Below are 23,025 nucleotides of genomic sequence, written 5' to 3' on the forward strand. Positions count from 1 at the left end.
TGCCCTCCGGCACGGCATCCGGCGTCTCCCTTCCGGCTCGCAGGCAGGCCGCCCGTCCGGGCGCGATCCCCGCTTGCCGGCAATGATTGGCCCGATAGTGGACAAACGCAACTATTTTCTCGCGACAGCGGCTCCAAAAATGGTCAGGCCTCGAAGATGCTCGTTTCCTAGGCAGCCGGCTCCCATTCCCTGCCCGGGATCGCGGCAACGAGCCGCTTCGTGTAGTCGTCGGCGGGCGCTCGGAAGATGTGCGAGGGCGGTCCGTATTCGACGATCCGCCCCTTGTACATGACCGCGACCTCGTCGCAGATCTGGCTGGCGACCCGCAAATCGTGCGTGATGAAGATCATCGCGACCTCCATCTCCTCCTGGATCTTCGCCAGGAGCTGGAGGATCTGCGCCTGGATGGACACATCGAGGGCGGAGACCGCCTCGTCGGCGACCAGCAGGACGGGATCGAACATGAGCGCGCGCGCAATGCCGATGCGCTGCCTCTGCCCGCCGGAGAATTCGTGCGGAAACCGGTCATAGGCCCCCTCGTCGAGACCGACGAGCTTCAGCAACCGCAGCGCCTTCGCCTTTGCCTCCCGGGCGGACTGCCCGTGCGCCATCGGCCCGACCGTCAGGATGCGCCCGACCGTGTGGCGCGGATTGAGCGAGGCATAGGGATCCTGGAAGATCATCTGGACATGGGGTCGCAACGGGCGGAACTCGTTGTCGGAGAGAGGCGCGATATCGCGGCCGTCGAACATGATCCGGCCGCCGTCGCTGTCGAGCAGCTTGACGAGCACGCGCCCCAGCGAGGACTTGCCGGAGCCGGACTCGCCGACAATGCCGAGCGTCATGCCCTTGCGCACAGTGAAGCTCACATCGTCGACCGCCTGCACGACACGGCCCCTGGAGAAGAAGTTGCCGGTCGTGTGATAGGTCTTGCACAGATGCTGCACATCGAGAACCACCGGCGCCTCCCCGGGCTCCGGCTGGTCGTCCCCGGCCACGCGCGGCACCGCCGCGACGAGCTTTTTCGTATAGGGATGGCGCGGATGGTTGAGGACCTCGGCGGCCTCGCCCTGCTCCACGATCACGCCCTTCTCCATGACGACCACGCGGTCGGCGATCTCCGCGACCACGCCGAAATCGTGCGTGATGAACATCACGCTCATCTTCTTGCGCTGCTGGAGGCGGCGGATGAGGTCGAGGATCTGGGCCTGGGTCGTCACGTCGAGTGCGGTGGTCGGCTCGTCGGCGATCAGGATGTCCGGCCCGAGCGCGAGCGCCATGGCGATCATGACACGCTGGCGCTGCCCGCCCGACAGGCGGAACGGATACTGGTGCTGGATGAGCGCCGGCTCCGGGAGCCCCACCTCGTCGAGCAGTTCCAGAACCTTCCGGGCGCGGCTCGCGGGCGTGCCCACCTTGTGCGCCTCCATGGCCTCCGCGATCTGATCGCCGACCGTCATCAGCGGATTGAGCGCGGAGAGCGGATCCTGGAAGACGATGGAGACGGCCCGTCCGCGAAGGTCGCGCAGCGTGCCCTCGTCGGTCTCGAGCAGGTCCATTCCCTTGAAGAGGATGCGTCCGCCGGCGATCGTCAGCGCCGACGGCAGCAGGCCCATCACCGCATTGGCCGTGACCGACTTGCCCGAGCCGGACTCGCCGATGATGCAGAGGATCTCGCCGGCCCTGAGATCGAACGAAATGTCCCTGACGGCATGGGACCGTTCCATGTCGCCCGGCAGGTCGACGGTGAGCCCCCGAACCGCCAGGGCAATATCGCCGGCCTCGTCCACGATCTCTTCTGCTGGCTGCGTCATGGTCTGGCGCCCCCCTCCATTCCTGTTCTCCCTCGCCACCCCGGCGGGCCTCGCAATGGGCATCTGGCGCCTTTTGCGGCACGGCGTGCCTGCCGGGCGGCAGCATTGCACACCATCCGGCCCGCCCTCGCAAGAACGATACCACTTGCACCGCCGGTCTCCGGCAACCCGCCGCTGTGCCGGATTCCCGACCCGATCCATTATATGTTATTCGATATAACAAACGAGACACCAGGCCTTTCCGCCCCAGCATGCCCACCGGAGGACAGACGATGACCGACCCCGCATTCGCCTACAGGGAGATCCCGATCGCCGACTGCACCGCGCTTGGCCGCCGGCTGCATGAGGAGAAGAGGTCGTGGCACATCCACGTTCTCGCCCCCGATTGCCGGCTGAACCCCAAGCCCGGCCTCTATGCCTTCGTCATCGAGGACAATACCGGCGACGAGATCCATGTCGCCTTCTCCACGGAGCGCCCCCGCGAGCCCAATCTGGAGCTCCTGAAGCTCCTGCATGGCGACGCCGTTCTCGACGAGGCGCCGAGTTCCGCCGGCGCGCAGGCCGCGCCGCCATCCCCCCTCGTCGCGCGCGTGCGCGATCTCCACGAGCGCGGCATCGGCTGGCACCACCACATGCATTTCCCCGACTGCAAGCTCAACCCGCATCCGGGACGATGGGCGATCTCGCTGGAGGCAGACGACCGCGACACGGTGGAGACGGAGGCCTATGACGAGGAGCCCCATGACGTTCTGAGCGCGATCGAGATCATCTATTTCTCGTCATGACCGCGATCCGCGCATCGCGACCGACGCCGGGGCAGGCCGGTGGATTTCCCGCAGGAAGCCGCCGTTTCCGGGAGGCCGAACCGCCGGCTCCGGCTCTTATTGCCGCGCAGTTTGATTTGTTATATCTTATAACAAATCGATGAGAGGCGTGTTGCAATCCTTAGCGTCCGACCTCGCACGCCGCCGCCTGAGCATATCGCGCAGACGGCACCGGGCCGGACACCAACCGAGGGGAGGTTGAAACCATGTTCAAACGCATAATGGCAGGCGCGCTCACGCTCGCCCTGTGGGGCGCGGCCGCACTGAGCGGGCCCGCACAGGCCGAGACGGGAGAGACGCTGGCCACGATCAAGGATCGCGGCCATCTCCTGTGCACCGGCCACAACGGATCCTATCTCGGCTTCGCCGAGGTCGACGACCAGGGCAACTGGCACGGCTTCGACATCGATCTGTGCCGGGCGCTCGCGACCGCCATCTTCGGCGACGACGAGGGCCATCTCAAGATCGTGCCGACCGGCTGGGCGCAACGCTTCCCGGCCCTCCAGTCGGGCGACATCGACATCATCGTCAAGGCGACGGGCTGGACCTTCAACCGCGACACCGATCTCGGTGTCCAGTTCAGCCGGCCCTATGTGCTGGCCCCGATCCGCATGCTCACGCGCAAGGAGCTCGGCGCGGAGAGCATCGCCGATCTCGACGGCGGCACGATCTGCGTGCCCGCCGGCACGACCATCGAGCGCTATGTGGCCGAATATGCCGCCGCGACCGGCATCCAGGCGGACTTCCTGGCCATCGAGAAGACCGAGGAGACCGACGCCGCCTATCTGTCGGGGCGCTGCGATGCCTATGCGCAGTGGGACGTCGTGCTCGCGACCGTGCGCCTGAAGGCCGACAATCCGGACGACCATGTGATCCTGCCCGACGTCATGAACGCCGAGCCGGTCGCCATGGGCATGCGCCAGGGCGACGACAATTTCGTCGATATCGCCAATTGGGTCGCCAACGCGCTCTGGCTGGCCGAGGTCAACGGCGTGACCAGCGAGAATGTCGACGAGATGAAGGCCAACCCGCCGAGCCCCGCCGTCGCCAAGCTGCTCGGCGCGACGCCCGGCATCGGCGCCCAGCTCGGGCTTGAGGACGACTGGGCCTACAATGTGATCAAGAAGTTCGGCAATTTCGCCGAGGTCTGGCGGCGCAATGTGGGCGAGGACTCGCCCTACAAGCTCGACCGCAGCATCAACGCCACCTACAAGGATGGCGGCGTGTTCTATCCTCTGGTGCTGGATTGACGCGCTGGCGCCGGCCGCCCCCCATGGGCGGCCGGTGCCGGATACCGTCCCTTGAGGGGCGCAGCCATCGAAAGGCCGGTCAATGCTCGCCGTTCTGAAGCTCCGCAAGACCCGGAACTGGATCATCCAGGCCCTGTTCGTCGGCGCGCTCGCCGGCATCGTCATATTCGGCGCCGTGACCGCGAGCCAGACGATGCAGGCCCAGGGCATGACCTCTGGCTTCGGCTTCCTGTTCCGCTCCACCGGCTGGCCGATCAGCTTCTCGCTCATCCCCTACGGTTTCGGCGACCCCTACTGGAAGGCGCTCCTCATCGGGGCGCTCAACACGCTGTTCCTCGCCGCGATCTCGCTCACCCTGTCGACCCTTGTCGGCCTCCTCGTCGCCGTCCTGCGCACGACGCGGAACGGCGTCATGAACGCTCTGGGAACGATCTATGTCGACACGTTCCGCAATATCCCGATCATCCTCCAGGTGTTCTTCTGGTACGCCGTCTACACCCATCTGCCGCGCCCGCGCGAAGCCTACGACGTCGCGGGAACGGCGTTCCTGTCCGCGCGCGGCCTGTTCCTGCCCGGGCTGAACGTCACCGGGCTTTCGGCCTTCATCGCCATCGTCTCGGGGATCGCGGCCATCGTCCTCGCCCTGTGGATCGCCCATGGCCGGCGGTTCTCGCGCAAGAAACCAGCGGCGCGCCGGCGGCTGTCATGGACCGTCGCCGGCATCGGCGCGCTCGCCGTCATGGCCGTGTTGGTCGCCGGGCGCATCCCCGACACCCAGCTCCTGTCCCTGCCGGAGCTCAAGGGGCTCAATTTCAAGGGCGGCATCAATGTTTCCCCGGAGCTTGCCGCCATGGCCACCGCCATCGCCATCTATGGCGGAGCCTATCTCGCCGAGATCTTCCGCGCGGGCTTCCTCGCGGTCCGGCGTGGCCAGATCGAGGCGGCACAGTCCCTGGGGCTCAGCGGATGGGACGTCTTCGCCAAGGTCCGCCTGCCGCTGGCCATACGGGCCATCCTGCCAACGCTGACCAACCAGTATGTGTGGCTGCTCAAGGCGACGACGCTCGGCATCGCGGTCGGGTTCGCCGACTTCTTCATGGTGGTCGCGGTGTCGATCACCCAGAGCGGCCAGACCATGGAGCTGATCGGCATCCTCATGGCCGGCTTCCTGACCATCAACTACACGCTGTCGAGCGTGCTCAACCGGATCAACCGGTCCATCGCCCTGAAGGGCCAGAACATCAACTAGGGGCCGCCGCCGCACAGAGATGACCGCCACCAGCCACATCGACCAGCAGGAAACGGCGAGGCCCGCCGCATGGGACTGGCTGCGCGAGACGTTCTTCGCCTCCAGGCTCCATGCCGCCATGTCGCTCGCGGGCGCCATCCTCATCGTTGCGATCGGCTGGCACCTGCTCGACTGGGCCGTCCTGAACGCGGTCTTCTCCTCCGCCGGCGGACCGGAGGCCTGCCGCGAGGCCTCGGGAGCCTGCTGGGCGATCATCGACGCGCGCTGGCGGCTCATCCTGTTCGGGCTCTACCCGCATGAGCTCCACTGGCGCTCGGCGACGGCCTGCATCGTTATCGTCGCGGTCGCCATCGCATCGTGCATGCCGGTCTTCTGGCGCGCGGCACGCCTCGCCACCCTCTGGATCGCCGGCATGGCGTCCTTCTATATCCTCATGCGCGGCGGCCTGTTCGGCCTCGCGCCCGTCTCGGAGGCGAAGTGGGGCGGGCTGTCGCTCACCGTCTTCATCTTCTCCGCCGGCGTCCTCGTCGGCATGCCGCTCGCCATCGTCTTCGCCCTGATGCGGCGCTCCGAACTGCCGGTGATCGCGCGGACCATGAGCCTCGTCATCGACGCCGTGCGCTCGCTGCCGCTCGTCACCATCCTGTTCACCGCGGCCGTCGTCCTGCCCTTCGTGCTGCCGGGCTGGCTCCAGGGCGACAAGCTCTACCGCGTCATCTTCGGTTTCGCGCTGTTCTTCGCCGCCTATCAGGCGGAGATCATCCGCGGCGGCATCCAGGCGATCCCGCCGGGTCAGGACGAGGCCGCGAAGGCGCTGGGGCTGAGCTACTGGCACCGCGTCAGCCGCATCATGCTGCCGCAGGCCTTCCGCAACGCCCTGCCGCCGACGATCAGCCAGTTCGTCATCACCTTCAAGGAGACCTCGCTCGTCATCATCGTCGGCTTCTTCGAGGTCATGGCCTCCGGCAACGCGGCCTACGGGACCGGCGACTGGCGCTTCGCCTATATCGAGGTCTATGTGTTCATCGCGCTGATCTATTTCACCTTCGCCTTCAGCCTGTCGCGCTACGGCGCCTATCTGGAGCGGGTGATGCGCGTCGGCAAGAACTAGGGAGGCTGAACAGGGCCCATGACCACCCGCCCGGCAGACACGGCCGTCAGGCTGGAGAGTGTGAACAAGTACTACGGCACCTACCATGCGCTCAAGAATGTCGACCTGACGGTCGCCAAGGGCGAGCGCATCGTCGTGTGCGGCCCGTCGGGCTCCGGCAAGTCCACCATGATCCGCTGCCTCAACCGCCTGGAGGAACACCAGAGCGGCACCATCACCGTGCTCGGCACCGAGCTCAATGACGACATCTCCAATATCGAGGAGATCCGCCGCGAGGTCGGCATGGTGTTCCAGACCTTCAACCTGTTCCCGCATCTCACTGTCCTGGAGAACCTGACGCTCGCGCCGATGCTCGTGCGCAAGGCCTCGCGCGTGGAGGCGGAGGAGGCCGCGATGGCCTATCTCACGCGCGTGAAGATCCCCGAGCAGGCGGAGAAGTTTCCCGGCGAGCTCTCCGGCGGCCAGCAGCAGCGCGTCGCCATCGCGCGCGCGCTCTGCATGAAGCCGGAGATCATGCTGTTCGACGAGCCGACCTCCGCGCTCGACCCGGAGATGATCGCGGAGGTCCTCGACGTCATGGTCGGGCTCGCCCGGGACGGCATGACGATGATCTGCGTCACCCACGAAATGGGCTTTGCCCGCGAGGTCGCCGACCGCGTCGTGTTCATGGCCGATGGCGAGATCGTCGAGGAAGCCCCGCCCTCCAGCTTCTTCACGTCACCCGGAAACGACCGCACAAAGCGGTTCCTGAGCCAGATTCTCGCGCATTGAGCCGGAGCGGGCGGCGGCTGTCAGCCGTCAGCCCTGCGCGCCCCGCGAATGGAATCGCACCCCGCCGATCACATGGTGGGTCGGCATGATCTCGATCTGGGTGACGTCGACATGGGGCGGTGCCGACAGGATCCAGTGGATGCAGCCGGCGACGTCGTCGCAGCTCAGGCACTCATAGGGATCGTAGAGCAGCTCGGCCGCCCTCGCCTCGTCGCCGCCGAACATCTCCCGGTGCATACCGCTCGCCACCCGTCCCGGGCGCACCTCGGAGACCCGGATGTCGGTCCCGTAGAGCTCCATGCGCAGATTGAGCGTCATATTGTGGACCGCAGCCTTCGTGGCCGAATAGACCGGCTGGCCGAGCGAGGGATAGAGCCCCGCCACCGAGCCGATGGTCACCACATGGCCCCTGTTGCGGGCGACCATGCCGGGCACCGTCGCCTCCAGCGTGTTCTGCAGGCCGAGAATGTTCACCTCCGCCACCGTGCGGCCCGCATCGCCGGCAAGCTCGTAGGTCTTGCCCGACAGCCCGAGCGCGCCAGCGCAGGCGACCACGATGTCGATCTCCCGGTCTGCCAGCGCGTCGAGCAGGCCCTGCCTGTCGGTGACGTCGAGATAGATCGCCTCGCAGCCGGTCTCGCCGGCCAGCGCATCGAACTTCTCTCGCTCGATGGAGCCGGCGATCACCTCCACGCCGTCGGCACACAGGCGCCGGACCAGCTGCGCGCCGATGCCGCCCGTGCCTCCGGTGACAAGCGCGGTCAGACCATTGCCCAACGTCATGAGACCCCCTCTCCTCCCTGGGCCGCCCTCAGGTCAGCCCGTACCGGTCCATCGCCTTGTAGACGGGAAAGATGCAGCGCCCGGCGAAGCGCTTGACGCCTTGCCAGGGAACGGTCCTCGTCCCCTCCGTCACCTCGAGCGGGACATCGTCGAGCGTGCGGCTCTCCGCCACGAATTCCGCGAAGACCCGGCCGATATTCTGGGCGAGCGACACGCCCCGGGTCGAGAAGCCGAGGATCGAGTAGACATCGCGGTCGAGCACCTGCACGCGCGGCAGGAATTCCGGCGTGAGCGCGCAATAACCCTCCCAGTAGGTCTCCACCTCCACGGGCCCGAGGCCGGGGAAGAGCTCGGCCATGCGCCGCTTCACATGGGCGGTGCCGATGCGCCGGCCATTGCCGAGCGCGAAGACCGCGCCACCGGAGATGAGCCGCCCATCCCGGTCGAAACGCCCGAAACCGCCGGATTTCCGGATATCGGTGAAGCAGATCCGGTCGCGCATGATCGCCCCGCTCTGCTCTGCCGACAGCGGCGTCGTCACCGTGTGGAAGAGATGGACCGGAATGACCGACCGGTCGACCGCGCCGGCGAGCGCATCGGTATAGCCATTGGTCGCCATGACGACCTTGCGCGCACGCACCCGATGGCCGTTGGCCTCCACCACGGCTCGGCGCCCGTCCCGGCCGATGGCGGTCGCCGCGGAGCGCTCGTGGATGGCCGCGCCCTCGTTGACGGCCGCCCGCGCCAGCCCCAGCGCCAGCGCGTAGGGGTTGACCATCGCACCGTTCGCCCGGCGCCAGCCGCCCAGATAGCACGGTGCGCCGAGCGTGCCCTGCACGGCGTCGCGGTCGAGCCACTCGACATCGGCGCCGAAGGCCCGCCAGTCCTCGTAGACCTTGCGCACCAGCGCGAGCGCCTTTTGCGAATGGGCCGGCTGGATCCAGCCATTCTGCTCGGCGTCGCAAGCGATCTGGTAGCGTGCGATCTCGTCCATGACCCGCGACGGGCCCTCGCCGACGAGCGCGGTCAGCGCCTCGCCCTTGCGCTTGCCGAGAAGGGCCGAGACATGGCTCGGCGTCATGGCGCCGGGAAAGTGCGGCACCGCGAAGCCACCATTGCGGCCCGACGCTCCGTTGCCGACACTGCCGGCCTCCAGCACCACGACGTCCAGCCCGCGCCTGGCCGCCCCGAGCGCGACGGACAGGCCGCAATAGCCGGCGCCGATGACAGCGAGATCCGCCTCGCGGTCGGCGTCGAGCGGCGCATGGGGCTTGCGCGGTTCGCGCGCCGTGCTCGCCCAGATAACCCCGTCCATGCCGGGGTCTATGCGGTCTGTCGCCTTCATGCCCCGGCCTCCTTACGGCGGGATCCGCTCCCCGCTATGCCCAGCGACTGGCGGACCGTGTCGAGGGCATCGCGCGGCGGCGGGCGGAAATAGCACCGCTCGCTCTTCACGAGCCCCGTTGTCAGCGCAAGATCGGCCATGCATTCCGCCTGCTTGAGCGCCACGGCCGAACAGTCGACCACGGGAACGCCCGTCCCGGGGATCTCGGTGTAGCCCGCCGTCCTCAGGATCGGCCCGTAATATCCGCAGCCGACGAGGATCACCTCCGCACCGTCGTCGATGCAGGCCCGCGCCACCGTCTCGAAGCGGGGGATGAAGGTCTTGTGGGGATCGTCGAGCGCCTCGAGGATGAGATCGGCGTCGGACGCCGGTTCGATCGCGCGGACGGGGCGCGCAATGGCCCGGGCGGCAAGCCCGTAGGCATTGAGGTCGGCCTCGATGCTGGGGCCACCTTGTCGGCCACCGTGACGACGGCGAACCTCGCCCCCATGGCGAGGGCGGCGAGCATGGTCTGCTCGCCGACCGAGGCGACGGGAATGCCGAGAACCTCGCGCGCCTGCCACAGGGGATCGTTCCAGCAGCCGAGAACGACGCCGTCGCAGCCCTCCGCTTCCGCCGCGAGGGCGGCTTCCACCATGCCCACCGCGTTGAGATGCTCCGCATAGAAGGACCGCCCGAAATTCGCAGACAGGGCGGGGAACGCGAATTCGAGCGTCAGATCGGGCCGCGCGATCGCCGTCTGAGCGGCCTCCATGCGCTCCCAGAGAGGCCGCATGACCGGTGCAGGACTGGTCGGATGAACCCACTTGATGCGCATGGGATGCCTCCCTTGCAAGCGCGCCTCGCCCGTCTTCTCCATATCAAGGCATATCCCCGTCGCCCTTGCGGGATGGGGGTCTTGCGGTCACGTCCCGCAGCCGATCACGGCGGTCGCCGCAATCTCCACCTTCACATCCGGCACCGGGAAGGCGACGACGAGCGCGGCATTGGTCGGGCGCACGTCGCCGAAGATCCTGCCGAGCTCGGGGCCGACCTCCTGAAAGATCTCCGGGGTCGTCACATAGGTCGTGATCTGCACGATATCCTTCAGCGACGCGCCGGCCTCGCGAAGCGCCGGTTCGAAATTCGCGATGATCTGGCGCACCTGGGCGGCCGGATCCTCCGGCACGGTGCCGGTCGTGTAGTCCATGCCGATCGTGCCGGAAATGAACAGCATGTCGCCGACCTTGACCGCCCTCGAATAGCCGAAGGCCTCCTCGAATTTCGAACCCGAAGAGATGTTCTCGCGTTTGGCAACCATCGGTCTTTCTCCCTGTCAGGACCTTGTCAGGATTCACGCCCCTCAGTGTCAGTCGCACCGAGGGCGCCAAGCGTGGTTTCGTTCATCGGCCACCAGCAGATATGGAGGTCGAGCCAGGCGGCGATGCGCCCGCAATAGAGTATGAGGTCCTCAAGGGCCGCATCGGTCTCGCACGCCCCGTCCTCAAGGCAGGCAATGCCCGCCTCCAGGACCGCGCCGGTCTCCAGGAGATGGCAGAACCCGGCAACGCGCGAGATCGCCGCCTTGAGCGCGAAGACCGCGATCTTGCGCTTGTCGGCGTCGCTGCGCGTCTCGCCGCGCCCCTCCCAGAGGCGCCAGAGGAGCTCGTGCAGCTTGCGCATCTCGCCCTCCGCCATGTGAAGGGGGCCGAAGGGGATCATCTGGCCACGTCGGCCGAGAAGCTCCGCAATCTCCTCCGGCTCCGCCTCCCAGGCGGCGATCCGCGCCCGCCGGACCGTCGCCAGCGGCTCCGCCACCGGGGCGGGCTCCGGCCGGTGCGCAGGCTGAAGCCCCGGCCCCGGCAGGAGTTCGGCGGTGAAGACCGCGCGCCCCTGCTCGCGGCGCTGGCGCTCGGCATAGTCCCGCAGCCAGGCCGGATCGTGCTTCAGCCGGCCGAGATAGTTCACCTCCGCAGCCTCCGCCTGAAGCGCGTCGTAGGTGATCTCCAGATACTGTCGCTCCGGCCAGTAGAAGAACGCGCCCGGCGGCATGGAGAGCACGTCCTGCGCGGCCTCCAAGCGGGCAAGGAATGGAACCGGCCACATGATGTGGCACCCGGCGATCTTGGCGCAGTGGATGTCGATGGCGGCCGGCACGAGGCCGGTCACCGCGCGCAGCGTCTCCGGCGCGAACCCGTCCGCGAGCTCGATGGGATGGTCCTCGCCCTCGACCCGGAAAATCAGCTCACCGCTCACCGTCTTCTCCCTTTCGGATCGTCACTGCGTCGGATAGCCATTCGCGATCCATCCGCCGTCGACGGGAAGGACGTGGCCGGTGACCATCGAGGCCTCGTCGCTGGCGAGGAAGCCGCATGCTGCGGCCACCTCCTCCGGCTCGGCCAGCCGGCCGAGCGGCGTGCGTGCGCGCACACCGTCGAGATTGTAGATGCCCTGATCGATGAGCGACTGCACCATCGGCGTGCGAACACCCGTGGGCGCGACGCAGTTGACACGGATGCCGAGCGGCCCCCATTCGACGGCGAGGCTCTGGGTGAGATTGTGGATCGCCCCCTTGGAGGCGCAATAGGCGGTGCGCTTCGGCGCGCCGCCCGCACCGTAGACGGAGCCGATGAAGACGATCGCGCCCCCGCCCCGCTCCGTCATGACGCGCGCGGCGGCCTGCGCGGCGAGCCAGCTTCCCACCACATTGATCTCCAGATGGTCCCGGAAGGTTTCCGGCGGGACCTCGAGCGCCGGCTCCACCTTCACGATGCCGGCGGAGGTGACGACGCAGTCGATGCCGCCAAAGGCCTCGACCGTCCGGCTCGCCATCTCGTCTGCGAAGGCGGGGTCGGTGACGGAGCCCTCGAGTGCTACGATCTGCGCGCCCGCGGGCATCGCCCGGCGCGTTTCCCCAAGCCCGTCGCCATCGCGATCCGCCAGGCACAGCTTCGCGCCCTCGGCTGCGAAATACCGCGCCGTGGCGCTGCCGATGCCGCTGGCCGCACCCGTGACGAGAACCCGTCTTCCCTCATGCCGACCCATGGCCGTCCTCCCTGTTCCGTGACCTGTTTCAACCGGTTCGGTGCGGATGTCACCTCCCGCCGTCATTGTCTCTCAGGCTCCCGGCGGACCGCACGGTCTCCCCGATGAGCCGCGCGACGAGGTCGGGCCGCTCGATCTGGGGCATATGGCCCACATGCGCGACACGGTGCAGCGCGACATGGGGGGCAAGCCCCCTCGTCTGCCGGATCGGCAGGATCCGGTCGCTCTCGCCCCAGATCAGCCGGACCGGGCCGGCGAACCGCTCAAGGGCCGGCCGCATGTCGAAGCCCTGCGTGCCGTCGGGAAAGAGCTCTTCCGCAAGGGCTGCCTGATAATCGCGGAGCGCATCGTCCCCGCGCCGGCGCATTACCGCCTGCGCATAGCCCTCAGGCACGCTGGCGGGCGTTGAGAACAGCGCGCCGAGCCAGGCGCCAAGGCTTTCGATCCGCGTCGCACGGGCGAGTCCGTGAAGCACGGCCCCGTCGATCTCCGGGCCGAGGCCCGCAGGGGCGAGAAGGGTCAGCGAGCGCACGGCCAGCGCCCCGCTGTCGGCAAGCGCCAGCGCAACCGCGCCGCCGAGCGAATGGCCGACGATATGGCAACGGGACACCCCCTCCGCCAGAAGCGTTTCGGCCACCGCGTCGGCCAGGGCGGCCGGCGAGCCCATGGCCTTCAGCCGCGGCGACCGGCCATGGCCCGGCAGATCGATCCCGATTGTGGAAACCGACGGGCCGAGCTTCGCGAGGAGGCCGTTCCAGACGGCGAGATCGGCGGCAAGGCCGTGCAGGAAGACCACCGGGTCCGGCCCGCCCTCCTGCCGCGTCTGGACGAAGAGCCGCTCGGCTCTGCCGCCTCCGGGCACCGCCTGCCGCGCGACGGCCGGCGCCTCGCGCAGCGCGCGCTCGACATCGCGGCGCTTGATGCGCCCGCGCGGGCCGGTGCCCTCGACGGTCGTCAGATCCACGCCCTCCTGCGCCGCGATGCGGCGCGCGAGCGGGCTTGCGACGACACGGCCGTCACGGACCCGGCGGATCGGCGCGGCGGCGGCCTCGGGCGGCGGGTCCGCGGGCACGGCGCTGGCTGCCGGCGCCTCCTCCGCAACTCCGGTTCCATCGTCGATGCGACCGAGCACGGCGCCGATCTCGAGCTCGTCGCCGACATCGGCGACGATCTCCGCCAGCGTCCCGTCGCAGGGCGCCTCGACGTCGCTGGCCGCCTTCGCCGTTTCCACGACGGCAATCGTGTCGCCGGCCCTGACCGTGTCGCCGACGCCCGCGCACCACTCGACCACAGTGACCGAGTCCATGTACTCGCCGCCGGCGCCGGTGATTGTGACGTCCCTTGCCATGGCGTCAGGCCACCGCCCTTCGACAGGCCTGCGCGATGCGCCCGGCATCGGGAAGCACGGCCATCTCGAGAGGCTCGCTATAGGGGATCGGCATGTCGAGCGTGCCGACACGCTCGACCGGCGCATCGAGCGCGTCGAAGGCATGGTCCATGATCGTCGCCGACAGCTCCGCCCCGTAGCCGCAGAAGGTCCAGCCCTCATTGACGACGACGGCGTGATTGGTCTTCTCCACCGAGGCGACGATGGCAGAAAGATCGAGCGGGCGCAGTGTCCGCAGATCGACGATTTCCGCCTCGATGCCCTCGGCGCTCAGCGCCTCGGCGGCCTTCAGCGCCTCGTGCACCATGCGCGAAGTGGCGAAGACGGAAACATCGCGGCCCTCGCGCAGGACGGCCGCCCGGCCGATCTCGGCCACATGCTCGCCGTCGGGCACCTCGCCGCGCATGTTGTAGAGCAGCTTGTGCTCCAGGAAGATCACCGGATGGGGGTCGCGGATCGCCGCCTTGAGCAGCCCCTTGGCGTCCGCCGGGCTTGCGGGCGCGACGACCTTCAGCCCCGGAATGTGGGCGACGAACGCATCGAGGCTCTTGGAATGCTGCGCACCGGCCCCCGCCCCGCCGCCGCCTTGCGTGCGCAGCACGAAGGGCAGCTCCACCTGACCCGCCCAGATATAGTTGTAGATCGAGGCTTGGTTGGCGAGCGCGTCGACGGTCAGCGGCAGGAAGTCCGCATACATGATTTCCAGCACGGGGCGCGTGCCGGTCATGGCGGCGCTCACCGTCATGGCGGTGAGCGCCTGTTCGGAGATCGGCGTGTCGCGGACGCGCTCCTCCCCGAACCTCTCCATCAGGTCGCGCGTCACCTTGAACACGCCGCCATAGACGCCGATGTCCTCGCCGAGGAGCCAGACGGCGGGGTCGCGCTCCATCTCCTCGCACAGCGCCTGGTTCAGCGCCTCGGCATAGCGCAGCTTCGCCATCACGACACCTCGCTGTAGGGGCGGCTTGCGGGATGGCCGGCAAAGCCCGGCAGCGGATCGGCGAGCGCCTGCGCGAAGGCATCGTCCACCTCCTTGTGCGCCTCCGCCTCGACCGCCGAGAGGCGCTCCTCGCCGATATGGCCCTCAAGCGCGGCGCGCAGTCGCGGGATCGGGTCCCGCGCGCGCCATTCGGCGATCTCCCCGTCCGGCTGATATCCGCCCATATCGCTCGTGGAGAAGCCATCGAAGCGGTAGGTCTTCGCCTCGATCAGCGTCGGCCCCTCGCCGCGCTTCGCCCGCGCCACCGCCTCGGCCACCGCGCCATAGACCGCGACTGCATCGTTGCCATCGATCAGCACGCCCGGCATGCCGTAGCCCTCGGCACGCACGGAAAGATCCTCGACCGAGGACTGACGGCTCGAATGAACGGTGAGGCCGTACTGATTGTGCTCCAGAAGGAAGATGACGGGCAGCTTCCACAGGCTCGCAATGTTCATGGATTCATGGCAGATGCCGGTCTGGGCGGCGCCGTCGCCGAACAGGCACATGGCCACCGCGTCCCGGCCCGTCAGCCGGATCGAGCAGGCCATGCCGGTCGCCGCCGGAATGCCCGCCCCCACGATGGCGTTGCCGCCGATCATGCCCTTGGCGGCATCGGCGACGATCATGTGCCCGGCGCGGCCCTCGCAATAGCCGGTCTCGCGCCCGAGGATCTCCGCGACGACGCGATAGGGATCGAGCCCCTTGCCGATATAGTGGGCATGACCGCGGTGGGTGCTGGTGATGTAGTCGGTGTCGGCGAGCATGGCGGTCGCACCGACACCGACGGCCTCCTGCCCGTCGCAGCGGTGGATCGGCCCGCGCGTCTTGCCGGCCTTGTGGAGCTCGCCGAGTGTCTCTTCCATATGTCGCACGACGACCATCTTGCGGAACATCTCAAGCTGGTCGTCGACGGATGGGGCGTTCCTCATGGGGCATCTCGGCAGGACGTTTATTCTGTTATAACAGATAACAAACAACGAAACGCCCCGCAAGCGCCTATATGCGTGCCCCCGACCGGGCCGGGATGCCCATGTCTGTAGCGGCCCCGGCCCGTTCCTCTCAGGCATGAGCGGCAAGGATACACAAGGCGGCAGATCGTGGGGCCCGATCGGGTCCGGTTTAGCGCCGCACCCGCATAGCCACAGATAGTCGATAGGAAATGTGTCGGAGCGGCGCCTCAGCGCGGGCGCTTGGCCTTGCCGTCCCCATCGGCGCGGATCATCGCCTGGAGCGCGTTGGCGGCGTAGCGGATATCGCGGCACACGGCCTGGCTCATGGCCTTGCCGTCGCGCGCCTTCACCGCCTCGATGATGGCGACATGGTTGCGGATTCCCTCGTCCACCTCGCCGAATGTCGGATACATCACGTTGAGATAGGAGCCGGTCATCAGCCAGCAGCTCTCGATCATCCGGGTCAGCATCGGCATGCGCGCGGCCTCGTAGATGCCGAAATGGACCTTCCAGTTGAGCGTGATCACGCGCTGGTAGTCGCCCTTTCTGTTGGCCTCGATCATGGCGTCATTGTCCGCGACGATCCGGCCGATCGCCTCCTCGTCGAGATTGGCGGCTGCCTCCTTGGCCGCGAGCCCCTCCAGCGAGATGCGGATTTTGGTCAGCTCGCCGATTCGCGCGTCGTCCAGCTTGGGAACGTAGACCGAGCCGTTGGGGCCCACCTCCAGCGCCCCCTCGGAGACGAGGTTGTAGAGCGCCTCGCGTGCCGGCGTCAGGCTGACCTCTAGCGCATCCGCGACAGCGCGCAGCGTGAGCTTCTCGCCGGGCTCGAAGCGGCCCGCCATGATCGCGGAACGCAGTTCCTCGCGCACGCGGCTGCCCAGTGTCTCCGTCCGCTCGACAGGTGCAAATTTCTTCAATGCGTTCGACACGAATTCCGTCCCGTAAAACCCTTCCTTGTGGGCCGCGACTCATACAGCCTATCGCGGTACCTTGCTATAACATATGAAATATCGAAGCCGCCGGCGCAATCTTCCTCGCACCGCCTCCGGCCAATCACCCCCGGTCGCCCGCTCACTGGTGCGGGATGATGCTGCGCAGATGTTCCAGGAAGATGGAGAAGAGCTCCGACTGCGAGGAGATGCCGAGCTTGGAATAGACGTTGCGCCGGTGGACCTTCGCCGTGCCGATGCTGATGTCGAGATGGAGCGCGATGGATTCCGTGGAGTGGCCCTTCAGGATATAGGTGACGATCTCCGATTGCCGCTCTGTCAGGATGCCCTGCCCGATGGCGTTGAGCGCGGTTTCCAGCGGGTGGGCCGGGGCGTCGCGCACATCGCCATTGCTGCCGTCCATCTCGTCGAACCGGTGATGGAGGTCCGACCAGTGGCGCTGACCGAAGGCGCTCAGCAGCGGTGCGGCCTGCGACAGGAGCACGATCTCGGAACGCTCGAAAGGGGCGCTGCCATGGCGCCGCGTCACGCTGTGCACGGCCGTGACCCCGCCGGGCAGCCCCATGAAGATGCCGGCCTCGTCCACGATCTTGGTCCGCGCATAATGCTGGTGGAAGTATTCGCTCTCGTAGAAATGGTCGGGCGCGAGATCGTTCAGCGTCGCCAGCCCCGAGACCCGCCCGCGCGTGACCTCGGAGAAGAAGGGATCGAGCACATAGGGCCCGATGACATAGTCGTCGACGATGACGGAGGCCTCGCCCGGCGCGAGATCGTCATAGACGCCTATCGGGCGCCCGTTGCCGCGGTAGGCGAACAGCATCGAGTTGTCGAACGGCACGAGGCAGCGCACCGCCTGGTCGAACCTCAGGGGAAATTCCGGCGTCCCCAGCGCCATTGCCGCGCGCGCGAGTGCTGTGTTCCAGGCGGCGAAGCGGGGATCGTCCACAACCGTCATCGAGACGCGCCGGCATTCTTGCCAGGGCCGGCGGCATAGCCGGCAGCGCATACACCTTTGGGGATATTCCGCGAGAGACGCACATCCCCATACCCTGTTGCCACAATGGGGAAGAGGAAAAAGCGGAGGCACTTGTCCGTATCGATGGGCATAACGATAAACGATACCCAAGATCGCGCAGGCTTTGAAGATATTCTGACAGACCTCGAGGCGGAGCACGTTCATCTCGGCGTGTTCGACGCCGACGGTGTCTTCCGCCACAAGCGGGTGGATGCCGCCAAGGCCGCGAAGCTCGCCCGGAACGGCTATCAGTTCTGCGACGTGCTCTACAACTGGGATACTGCCGAGCGCCCCTATGGCGGCGGCGCGTTCATCGACCGCCCCGCCTTCCTCGATACCGCATCCGTGCGCAGCTATCCCTTCGCCGACCGCGAGGCAGTCTGCATCGCCGATTTCGCCATGCCCTTCGGCGAACGCAGCGCGCGCAACCAGCTCGCCCGCCTGCTCGACAGGGCGCACGGCCTCGGCTTTACGGTCAACTCCGCCTTCGAGTTCGAGTTCATGGTGCTCGACGAGACGCCGGAAAGCCTGCGCGCCAAGGCGTTTCGCGACCTCGACCATTTCGCCGCGGGAAACCGGACCTACTCGCTCCAGACCGCCGCACTCCACGGCGATCTTCTCACGGGGCTTGAGGCCTGCATGGCCACGCTCGGCATCGGGCTCGATTCCATCCATACCGAGCTCGGACCGGGCTGTTTCGAGGCCCCGCTGCAACATGCGGGGGGCATGCGCGGGGCCGACAATGCCGCCCTGTTCAAGAGCTTCGCCAAGGCCTATTTCCTGCGTCACGGCCTGATGGCGGCCTTCCTCTCCAAGATGGGCGAGGCCATGCCGGGCCAGTCCGGCCATCTCCACATCTCGTTCAGCGGGGCGGCCGACGGCGCGCCGGCCTTCGCCGACACCTCCGCGCCGGACGGGCTCAGCACGCTTGCGCGCCATTTCGTCGGCGGGCTCGTCACGCTGATGCCGGAGCTGCTGGCGCTGTGCAGCCACACGGTCAACGCCTACAAGCGCATGGTGCCCGGCGCCTGGGCGCCGACCTATGCTGCCTGGGGGGTGCAGAACCGGACGGCGGCAGTGCGCGTGATCAACGACACGGCGGAGGCCACGCGCATCGAGTTCCGCGTGCCGAGCGCGGACACCAACCCCCACGCCGCTCTCGCCATGTGTCTCGGCGCGGGGCTGTGGGGCATCGAGAACGAGATCGCACCGCCATCGCCGCGCGACGACGACTGCTATGCCACGCCGCCGGATGCCGGCGCGGCGTTTCCAGCCACGCTCGGCGAGGCGGCGGAGCGGCTGTCTACCTCGCGCGCGGCGCGCGCGATCTTCGGCGACACGTATATCGACACGGTGGTTCAGGCCCGCCGTATCGAGGAGGGGGCGTATCGCAGGCATGTCAGCACATGGGAGCTGAACCGCTATCTCGAGGTCGTTTGACGGCCCGGCGGCGAGTGCCCGGGACATGGCTGCACAACTGAAACCGGACGACAATCAGGGGAGACGGAGATGATCAAGACAACCGGAACGCGCAAGCCCGCGCATCCGACGCGGCGCACGGTGCTGAAGGGAACGGCGGCCGCGGCCGCGACGGGCCTTCTCGGCTCGGCGATGCCCCGGCGCGCCAGCGCGGCCACCTCGATGCGCTACATGTGCTGGGAGGGCTATGACAAGCCGTCCATCATCCAGCCCTTCGAGCAGGCGCACGATGCGGAGATCGCGATCGACCTCATCACCGACAGCGCAGGCGGCTTCGCCAAGCTGGCCGCTGGCGGCTATCGCGATTTCGACGTCGTGTCGAGCGACAGCCCGTGGATCGCGCGCATGGGGCCGGCCGACATCTGCGAGTTCATCGACGATGCGGAGTTCGCCGACGCCTATGAGAGCTTCTACCCGCAGTTCCAGGCCCCGTTCGCGCCTCTGCAGTGGGAAGGCAAGACGACCGGCCTGCCCACGCGCTGGGGCTGGGTCGGGCCGACGGTGAACACCAAGTTCGACAAGCTGGAGACCTGGTCGAGCTACGCGCCGTGCTTCGATCCCGCCTATCGCGACAAGATCTGCGTGCTCGACTGGGGCGACTGGCCGATCATGCCCATGGCGCTCTATGCCGGCATCAATCCCTACAAGGAGCTGGACGAGGCCGAGCTTGCCGAGATCCGCAAGGTGCTGCGCGCGCTGTTCAAGAACACCCGCGCACTGGTCGGCGACCTGTCGGTCGCACAGAAGGGCCTGCTCGACGGCTCCTTCCGCGCACTGATCGGCGGCGGCACCTATTGCACCTCCGCGCTGCGCAAGGACGGGCACGACTATATCCAGTCGATCGTTCCCGAGCCGAAGGACGGCCTCAAGCAGGGCATCATCTGGATGGAGGCCACCGGCATGCTGAAGGGGTCCGACAATCCGGAGCTCGCCAAGGACCTGGTGCGCCACATGGTCTCTCCGGAGGTCGCCGTCGACCTCGCCTGGACCGAGGCGACCTGCAATCTCGTGCCGAACAGCAAGGCGGAAGACCTGTTCACGGCCGAACAGAAGAACGTCCTGCAGATGGACTATATGTGGGAAGCCTGGGACAAGAGCCAGTTCCACGACATCGCTCCCAATGTCGACGAGATGCTGGCGATCTTCCAGGAAGAGCTCGCCGCGGCGCGCTGATCTTCGCCATCCACGGGGTCCGGCATGGGGCCGCGCCGCGCGCGCCCCGTGCCGGGTGCCCATTTCGTGATCTGTCCGCATGGGAAGCCATCGAGCCGTGAGCGACAACACCCCCATTATCGATGCGCGTGGCATCGACAAGTTCTACGACGCCCACCAGGCCCTGAGGAACGTCTCCCTGACCGTGGGCGCGGGCGAGTTCGTGGCTCTTGTCGGCCCGTCGGGCTGCGGCAAGACCTCGCTTCTGAAGATCCTCGCGGGCTTCGAGGAGGCGAGCGCCGGCACGCTCGCCATAGACGGGCGCAGCATGATCGGCGTGCCCTCCTCGCAGCGCCCGACCCGCATGGTGTTCCAGAAGCTCGCCCTGTTCCCGCACAAGACGGTCGGCGACAATATCGCCTTTCCGTTGAAGCTCGCCCGCACCGACCGGGCCGAGACGGACCGGCGCGTGCGCGAGATCATGGGCCTCATGCATCTGAGCGAGGCCTATCGCGACCGCTATCCCGCCCAGCTCTCCGGCGGCGAGCAGCAGCGCGTGGCGCTCGCCCGCTCCATGATCTCCAATCCGAGCGTGCTCCTGCTCGACGAGCCGCTCTCCGCGCTCGACGTGAAGCTGAAGAAATCGCTCCAGGCCGAGATCAAGCGTCTCCACCGGTCCGTCGGCACGAGCTTCGTCCACGTCACCCACGATCTTGAGGAGGCGATGATGCTCGCCGACCGCATCTGCGTGATGCGCGCCGGGCGCATCCTCCAGATCGGCACGCCATCGGACATCTATTACCGGCCGAGCGACACCTTCGTGGCGGGCTTCATCGGCGAGACCAACCTCATCGCCGTCGATCTCGAGCGGCGTGGGTCAGCACATGCCTTCGCCAATGGCGCCATCCGCTGCGCGGCGCCCGAGATCGCCGCCCGGCAGATCGCCGACGGGCTCTCGCCCGGCCGCGCCGTCCTCATGATCCGCCCGGAGATGATCGCGCTCGAGGGCGCCGAACAGGAGCCCGGCGAGTGCACCATGGAGGGCACGGTCGACGAATTCTTCATCAAGGGCGCGTCGATCCAGTATCGGGTCGCCGTCGACGGCATCGCCGATCCGGTGATCGCGGAAGTCCAGGGGACTGCAACCCCGCCCGCCGATGTCGGCGAGCGCGTGCGTCTCGGCTTCGCCCTGGCCGACGTCTTCATTCTCGCGACGGAGTAGGCCCATGGAGGTGAAGCCCAGATCGTGGCGCGACCGCGGCCTCCAGGCCGCCACCCTGCCGCTGACGACCGTGCTGATGGTGTTCTTCCTGGTGCCCCTCGGCCTCACCGCCGTGCTCAGCTTCCAGAGCACGCGGTACTACAGGCTGGTCTGGACATGGGATCTCGACACCTGGGTCGACGTCTTCACCCATGTCCACTACTGGTCGATCATGGCGCAGACCATCACGATGGCGGCAGCCTGCGTCGCCCTGTGCATCGCGCTCGGCCTGCCGGTCGCCTATGCCATGGCCCACCGTGTCTCCACGCTCGAGCATCACATCACGGTGCTGATCGTCTTCGCCTTCCTGACAGATGCCGTGCTGAAGACCTTCGGCTGGGTGCTGTTCCTCGACCGCAGCGGCGTGCTGAACGGCGCTCTGGACGCCGTCGGCCTCGGCCCCGCGGCGACCGATATCCTCTTCACGCCGAGCGCGACGCTTCTCGGCATGGTCTACAACCTCCTGCCCTACACGATCTTCACCATCTACCTGTCGCTTGTGCGCATCGACCGCGATCTCGTGCTCGCGGCCTACGATGCGGGGGCCTCGAAGACACGGACCTTCCTGGAGGTGACGCTGCCGCTCGCCCGGCCAGGCATCTTCGCCGGCGGCGTGCTCGTCTTCGTCCTGAGCCTCGGCGTGTTCCTGGAGCCGAAGGTGATGGGCGGCGGAACGTCCCCGATGGCCGCCGAACTCATCCGACAGTCCTTCGAGACGCGGGTGAACTGGCCGCTCGGCGCGGCGCTGACGCTGGTCGTCATCACCATAGGCGCGGGCACGCTGGGACTCGCCGCGCTCGTTCTCATGCGCCTGTCCGGCCGCAGGGAGGCCACGCGATGAGCATGCACCGGCTGGAAACCCATCTCGCCAACATCCTGCTCTACGGGTCCGTCGCGGCGGTGCTCGTGTTCTTCTACGTCCCCATCGCGACGCTCATCGTGTTCTCCTTCACAGAGAGCCGGTTCCTGAGCTTTCCGATCACCTCCTTCTCGCTGCGCTGGTATGGCGAGTTGTTCGCATCGAAGGACTTCTGGCCCGCGCTCACGAATTCCGCCCTTCTGGCCTTCGTCTCCACCGTGTTCGCGACACTCTTCGGCATTGGCGGCGCCATTGCGTGGATACGGTGGCGCTTCCGCTTCCAGCGGGCATTCCAGGCGCTGACCTTCGCGCCGCTGCTCTTTCCCCAGCTTCTTCTCGGCGTGGTGATGCTCCTGTGGTTCTCCGTGCTCGGATCCTGGCTCGATTTCTCGCCCTCGCTGTGGACGGCGATCGTCGGCCATGTGGTCTACATCACGCCCTTCGCCCTCATCATCATCGCGGTGCAGGTTCACGGCTTCGACGATACGCTGGAGGATGCCGCCCGCGATGCCGGGGCGACGGGCTGGGAGGTATTCCGCGAGGTCACCCTGCCGCTGATCTGGCCGGGCGTCGTTTCCGCGGGGATCTTCTCCTTCCTGCTGTCCTGGGGCAATTTCTACATCACCTACAGCCTGTCCGGCACGGCGCGCACGCTGCCGACCTTCGTCTTCAGCGGCATCGCCGTCGGCTCCTCGCCGATCTATCCGGCGCTCGCCACGCTGACCTTCCTGCCGGCCCTTCTGCTGCTGGGCCTTGCCGACTTCTTCAGGCGCCGCGCCGCAGCGCGCAGGGCGATACCGGTCAAGAGCGAGTAGC

Annotated in this window: 23 protein-coding genes; 10 read left to right on the forward strand and 13 right to left on the reverse strand. The window is 67.4% G+C overall.

Annotation, left to right across the window (positions count from 1 at the left end; translation table 11 throughout):
* Positions 1-167: 167 nt before the first annotated feature.
* Positions 168-1,814: an ABC transporter ATP-binding protein gene (locus HW532_RS09490; RefSeq protein ID WP_246479784.1), complete on the reverse strand. Its 1,647-nt coding sequence runs from the start codon at positions 1,812-1,814 to the stop codon at positions 168-170.
* A gap of 272 nt (positions 1,815-2,086) precedes the next feature.
* Here HW532_RS09490 and HW532_RS09495 point away from each other — a divergent pair, with 272 nt between their 5' ends.
* The 5 genes from HW532_RS09495 (at position 2,087) to HW532_RS09515 (ending at position 7,019) form a co-directional block, all read left to right on the forward strand.
* On the forward strand, positions 2,087-2,599 hold the full coding sequence (locus tag HW532_RS09495; protein WP_213164136.1) for a hypothetical protein: 513 nt from the start codon (positions 2,087-2,089) through the stop codon (positions 2,597-2,599).
* A gap of 245 nt (positions 2,600-2,844) precedes the next feature.
* Entirely contained in the window at positions 2,845-3,888 is a 1,044-nt protein-coding gene (locus HW532_RS09500) for a transporter substrate-binding domain-containing protein (protein ID WP_213164137.1), read from the forward strand.
* An 82-nt stretch (positions 3,889-3,970) separates the two neighbouring features.
* On the forward strand, positions 3,971-5,137 hold the full coding sequence (locus tag HW532_RS09505) for an amino acid ABC transporter permease (RefSeq protein WP_213164138.1): 1,167 nt from the start codon (positions 3,971-3,973) through the stop codon (positions 5,135-5,137).
* A 19-nt stretch (positions 5,138-5,156) separates the two neighbouring features.
* Positions 5,157-6,248 (forward strand): amino acid ABC transporter permease, encoded by a 1,092-nt coding sequence (locus HW532_RS09510; RefSeq protein ID WP_213164139.1) that lies wholly within the window; start codon positions 5,157-5,159, stop codon positions 6,246-6,248.
* Positions 6,249-6,266: 18 nt separating this feature from the next.
* On the forward strand, positions 6,267-7,019 hold the full coding sequence (locus tag HW532_RS09515; RefSeq protein WP_213164140.1) for an amino acid ABC transporter ATP-binding protein: 753 nt from the start codon (positions 6,267-6,269) through the stop codon (positions 7,017-7,019).
* A gap of 27 nt (positions 7,020-7,046) precedes the next feature.
* Here HW532_RS09515 and HW532_RS09520 read toward each other — a convergent pair whose 3' ends face one another.
* The 12 genes from HW532_RS09520 to HW532_RS09575 form a co-directional block, all read right to left on the reverse strand.
* Positions 7,047-7,802, reverse strand: coding sequence for an SDR family oxidoreductase (locus HW532_RS09520; protein WP_213164141.1), 756 nt, complete (start codon positions 7,800-7,802; stop codon positions 7,047-7,049).
* Between the two features lie 28 nt (positions 7,803-7,830).
* Positions 7,831-9,147, reverse strand: coding sequence for an NAD(P)/FAD-dependent oxidoreductase (locus tag HW532_RS09525; RefSeq protein ID WP_213164142.1), 1,317 nt, complete (start codon positions 9,145-9,147; stop codon positions 7,831-7,833).
* Positions 9,144-9,443, reverse strand: coding sequence for a hypothetical protein (locus tag HW532_RS09530; RefSeq protein WP_213164143.1), 300 nt, complete (start codon positions 9,441-9,443; stop codon positions 9,144-9,146). Before HW532_RS09530 ends, HW532_RS09525 begins: the two co-directional genes overlap by 4 nt.
* A complete protein-coding gene (locus HW532_RS09535; RefSeq protein ID WP_213164144.1) occupies positions 9,407-9,964 on the reverse strand; it encodes an aspartate/glutamate racemase family protein in 558 nt (185 codons plus the stop codon). The genes HW532_RS09530 and HW532_RS09535 overlap by 37 nt, the downstream gene beginning before the upstream one ends.
* Positions 9,965-10,051: 87 nt before the next feature.
* The gene (locus tag HW532_RS09540) at positions 10,052-10,447 is read right to left on the reverse strand and encodes a RidA family protein (RefSeq protein ID WP_213164145.1); all 396 of its coding nucleotides are present in this window, start codon (positions 10,445-10,447) and stop codon (positions 10,052-10,054) included.
* A 26-nt stretch (positions 10,448-10,473) separates the two neighbouring features.
* Positions 10,474-11,382, reverse strand: a complete 909-nt coding sequence (locus tag HW532_RS09545; RefSeq protein ID WP_213164146.1) for a hypothetical protein — start codon at positions 11,380-11,382, stop codon at positions 10,474-10,476.
* Between the two features lie 21 nt (positions 11,383-11,403).
* Positions 11,404-12,171, reverse strand: a complete 768-nt coding sequence (locus tag HW532_RS09550; RefSeq protein ID WP_213164147.1) for an SDR family NAD(P)-dependent oxidoreductase — start codon at positions 12,169-12,171, stop codon at positions 11,404-11,406.
* A 49-nt stretch (positions 12,172-12,220) separates the two neighbouring features.
* Complete coding sequence (locus tag HW532_RS09555; RefSeq protein WP_213164148.1) at positions 12,221-13,519, reverse strand: acetoin dehydrogenase dihydrolipoyllysine-residue acetyltransferase subunit; 1,299 nt, start codon at positions 13,517-13,519, stop codon at positions 12,221-12,223.
* Between the two features lie 4 nt (positions 13,520-13,523).
* Positions 13,524-14,498 (reverse strand): alpha-ketoacid dehydrogenase subunit beta, encoded by a 975-nt coding sequence (locus tag HW532_RS09560; RefSeq protein ID WP_213164149.1) that lies wholly within the window; start codon positions 14,496-14,498, stop codon positions 13,524-13,526.
* Positions 14,498-15,469 (reverse strand): thiamine pyrophosphate-dependent dehydrogenase E1 component subunit alpha, encoded by a 972-nt coding sequence (locus HW532_RS09565; protein WP_213164150.1) that lies wholly within the window; start codon positions 15,467-15,469, stop codon positions 14,498-14,500. Before HW532_RS09565 ends, HW532_RS09560 begins: the two co-directional genes overlap by 1 nt.
* Before the next feature lie 248 nt (positions 15,470-15,717).
* Positions 15,718-16,422 carry a GntR family transcriptional regulator gene (locus tag HW532_RS09570; RefSeq protein WP_213164151.1) on the reverse strand — a complete coding sequence of 235 codons (705 nt, stop codon included), beginning with the start codon at positions 16,420-16,422 and terminating at the stop codon, positions 15,718-15,720.
* A gap of 142 nt (positions 16,423-16,564) precedes the next feature.
* On the reverse strand, positions 16,565-17,398 hold the full coding sequence (locus HW532_RS09575) for a helix-turn-helix transcriptional regulator (RefSeq protein WP_213164152.1): 834 nt from the start codon (positions 17,396-17,398) through the stop codon (positions 16,565-16,567).
* Positions 17,399-17,629: 231 nt separating this feature from the next.
* On the opposite strand from HW532_RS09575, the gene HW532_RS09580 reads away from it, so the two are divergent.
* From HW532_RS09580 to HW532_RS09600, 5 genes are all read left to right on the forward strand, one after another.
* Positions 17,630-18,898 (forward strand): glutamine synthetase family protein, encoded by a 1,269-nt coding sequence (locus tag HW532_RS09580; RefSeq protein ID WP_213164153.1) that lies wholly within the window; start codon positions 17,630-17,632, stop codon positions 18,896-18,898.
* Positions 18,899-18,967: 69 nt separating this feature from the next.
* Complete coding sequence (locus HW532_RS09585) at positions 18,968-20,110, forward strand: ABC transporter substrate-binding protein (RefSeq protein ID WP_213164154.1); 1,143 nt, start codon at positions 18,968-18,970, stop codon at positions 20,108-20,110.
* 97 nt (positions 20,111-20,207) lie between these two features.
* A complete protein-coding gene (locus HW532_RS09590; RefSeq protein ID WP_213164155.1) occupies positions 20,208-21,311 on the forward strand; it encodes an ABC transporter ATP-binding protein in 1,104 nt (367 codons plus the stop codon).
* 4 nt (positions 21,312-21,315) lie between these two features.
* A complete protein-coding gene (locus tag HW532_RS09595) occupies positions 21,316-22,191 on the forward strand; it encodes an ABC transporter permease (RefSeq protein ID WP_213164156.1) in 876 nt (291 codons plus the stop codon).
* Complete coding sequence (locus tag HW532_RS09600) at positions 22,188-23,024, forward strand: ABC transporter permease (RefSeq protein WP_213164157.1); 837 nt, start codon at positions 22,188-22,190, stop codon at positions 23,022-23,024. The genes HW532_RS09595 and HW532_RS09600 overlap by 4 nt, the downstream gene beginning before the upstream one ends.
* Position 23,025: the final 1 nt, after the last annotated feature.

It is taken from the genome of Kaustia mangrovi (assembly GCF_015482775.1).
GTDB classification, from domain to species: Bacteria; Pseudomonadota; Alphaproteobacteria; order Rhizobiales; family Im1; genus Kaustia; species Kaustia mangrovi.

What these genes read in the sequence shown, in the direction of transcription:
- HW532_RS09505 (WP_213164138.1), top strand. Translation starts at nt 3,971, where the DNA reads ATGCTCGCCGTTCTGAAGCTCCGCAAGACCCGGAACTGGATCATCCAG.
- HW532_RS09500 (WP_213164137.1), top strand. Translation starts at nt 2,845, where the DNA reads ATGTTCAAACGCATAATGGCAGGCGCGCTCACGCTCGCCCTGTGGGGC.
- HW532_RS09600 (WP_213164157.1), top strand. Translation starts at nt 22,188, where the DNA reads ATGAGCATGCACCGGCTGGAAACCCATCTCGCCAACATCCTGCTCTAC.
- HW532_RS09510 (WP_213164139.1), top strand. Translation starts at nt 5,157, where the DNA reads ATGACCGCCACCAGCCACATCGACCAGCAGGAAACGGCGAGGCCCGCC.
- HW532_RS09515 (WP_213164140.1), top strand. Translation starts at nt 6,267, where the DNA reads ATGACCACCCGCCCGGCAGACACGGCCGTCAGGCTGGAGAGTGTGAAC.
- HW532_RS09595 (WP_213164156.1), top strand. Translation starts at nt 21,316, where the DNA reads ATGGAGGTGAAGCCCAGATCGTGGCGCGACCGCGGCCTCCAGGCCGCC.
- HW532_RS09495 (WP_213164136.1), top strand. Translation starts at nt 2,087, where the DNA reads ATGACCGACCCCGCATTCGCCTACAGGGAGATCCCGATCGCCGACTGC.
- HW532_RS09555 (WP_213164148.1), bottom strand. Translation starts at nt 13,519, where the DNA reads ATGGCAAGGGACGTCACAATCACCGGCGCCGGCGGCGAGTACATGGAC.
- HW532_RS09585 (WP_213164154.1), top strand. Translation starts at nt 18,968, where the DNA reads ATGATCAAGACAACCGGAACGCGCAAGCCCGCGCATCCGACGCGGCGC.
- HW532_RS09535 (WP_213164144.1), bottom strand. Translation starts at nt 9,964, where the DNA reads ATGCGCATCAAGTGGGTTCATCCGACCAGTCCTGCACCGGTCATGCGG.
- HW532_RS09540 (WP_213164145.1), bottom strand. Translation starts at nt 10,447, where the DNA reads ATGGTTGCCAAACGCGAGAACATCTCTTCGGGTTCGAAATTCGAGGAG.
- HW532_RS09565 (WP_213164150.1), bottom strand. Translation starts at nt 15,469, where the DNA reads ATGAGGAACGCCCCATCCGTCGACGACCAGCTTGAGATGTTCCGCAAG.
- HW532_RS09550 (WP_213164147.1), bottom strand. Translation starts at nt 12,171, where the DNA reads ATGGGTCGGCATGAGGGAAGACGGGTTCTCGTCACGGGTGCGGCCAGC.
- HW532_RS09575 (WP_213164152.1), bottom strand. Translation starts at nt 17,398, where the DNA reads ATGACGGTTGTGGACGATCCCCGCTTCGCCGCCTGGAACACAGCACTC.
- HW532_RS09490 (WP_246479784.1), bottom strand. Translation starts at nt 1,814, where the DNA reads ATGACGCAGCCAGCAGAAGAGATCGTGGACGAGGCCGGCGATATTGCC.
- HW532_RS09520 (WP_213164141.1), bottom strand. Translation starts at nt 7,802, where the DNA reads ATGACGTTGGGCAATGGTCTGACCGCGCTTGTCACCGGAGGCACGGGC.
- HW532_RS09525 (WP_213164142.1), bottom strand. Translation starts at nt 9,147, where the DNA reads ATGAAGGCGACAGACCGCATAGACCCCGGCATGGACGGGGTTATCTGG.
- HW532_RS09560 (WP_213164149.1), bottom strand. Translation starts at nt 14,498, where the DNA reads ATGGCGAAGCTGCGCTATGCCGAGGCGCTGAACCAGGCGCTGTGCGAG.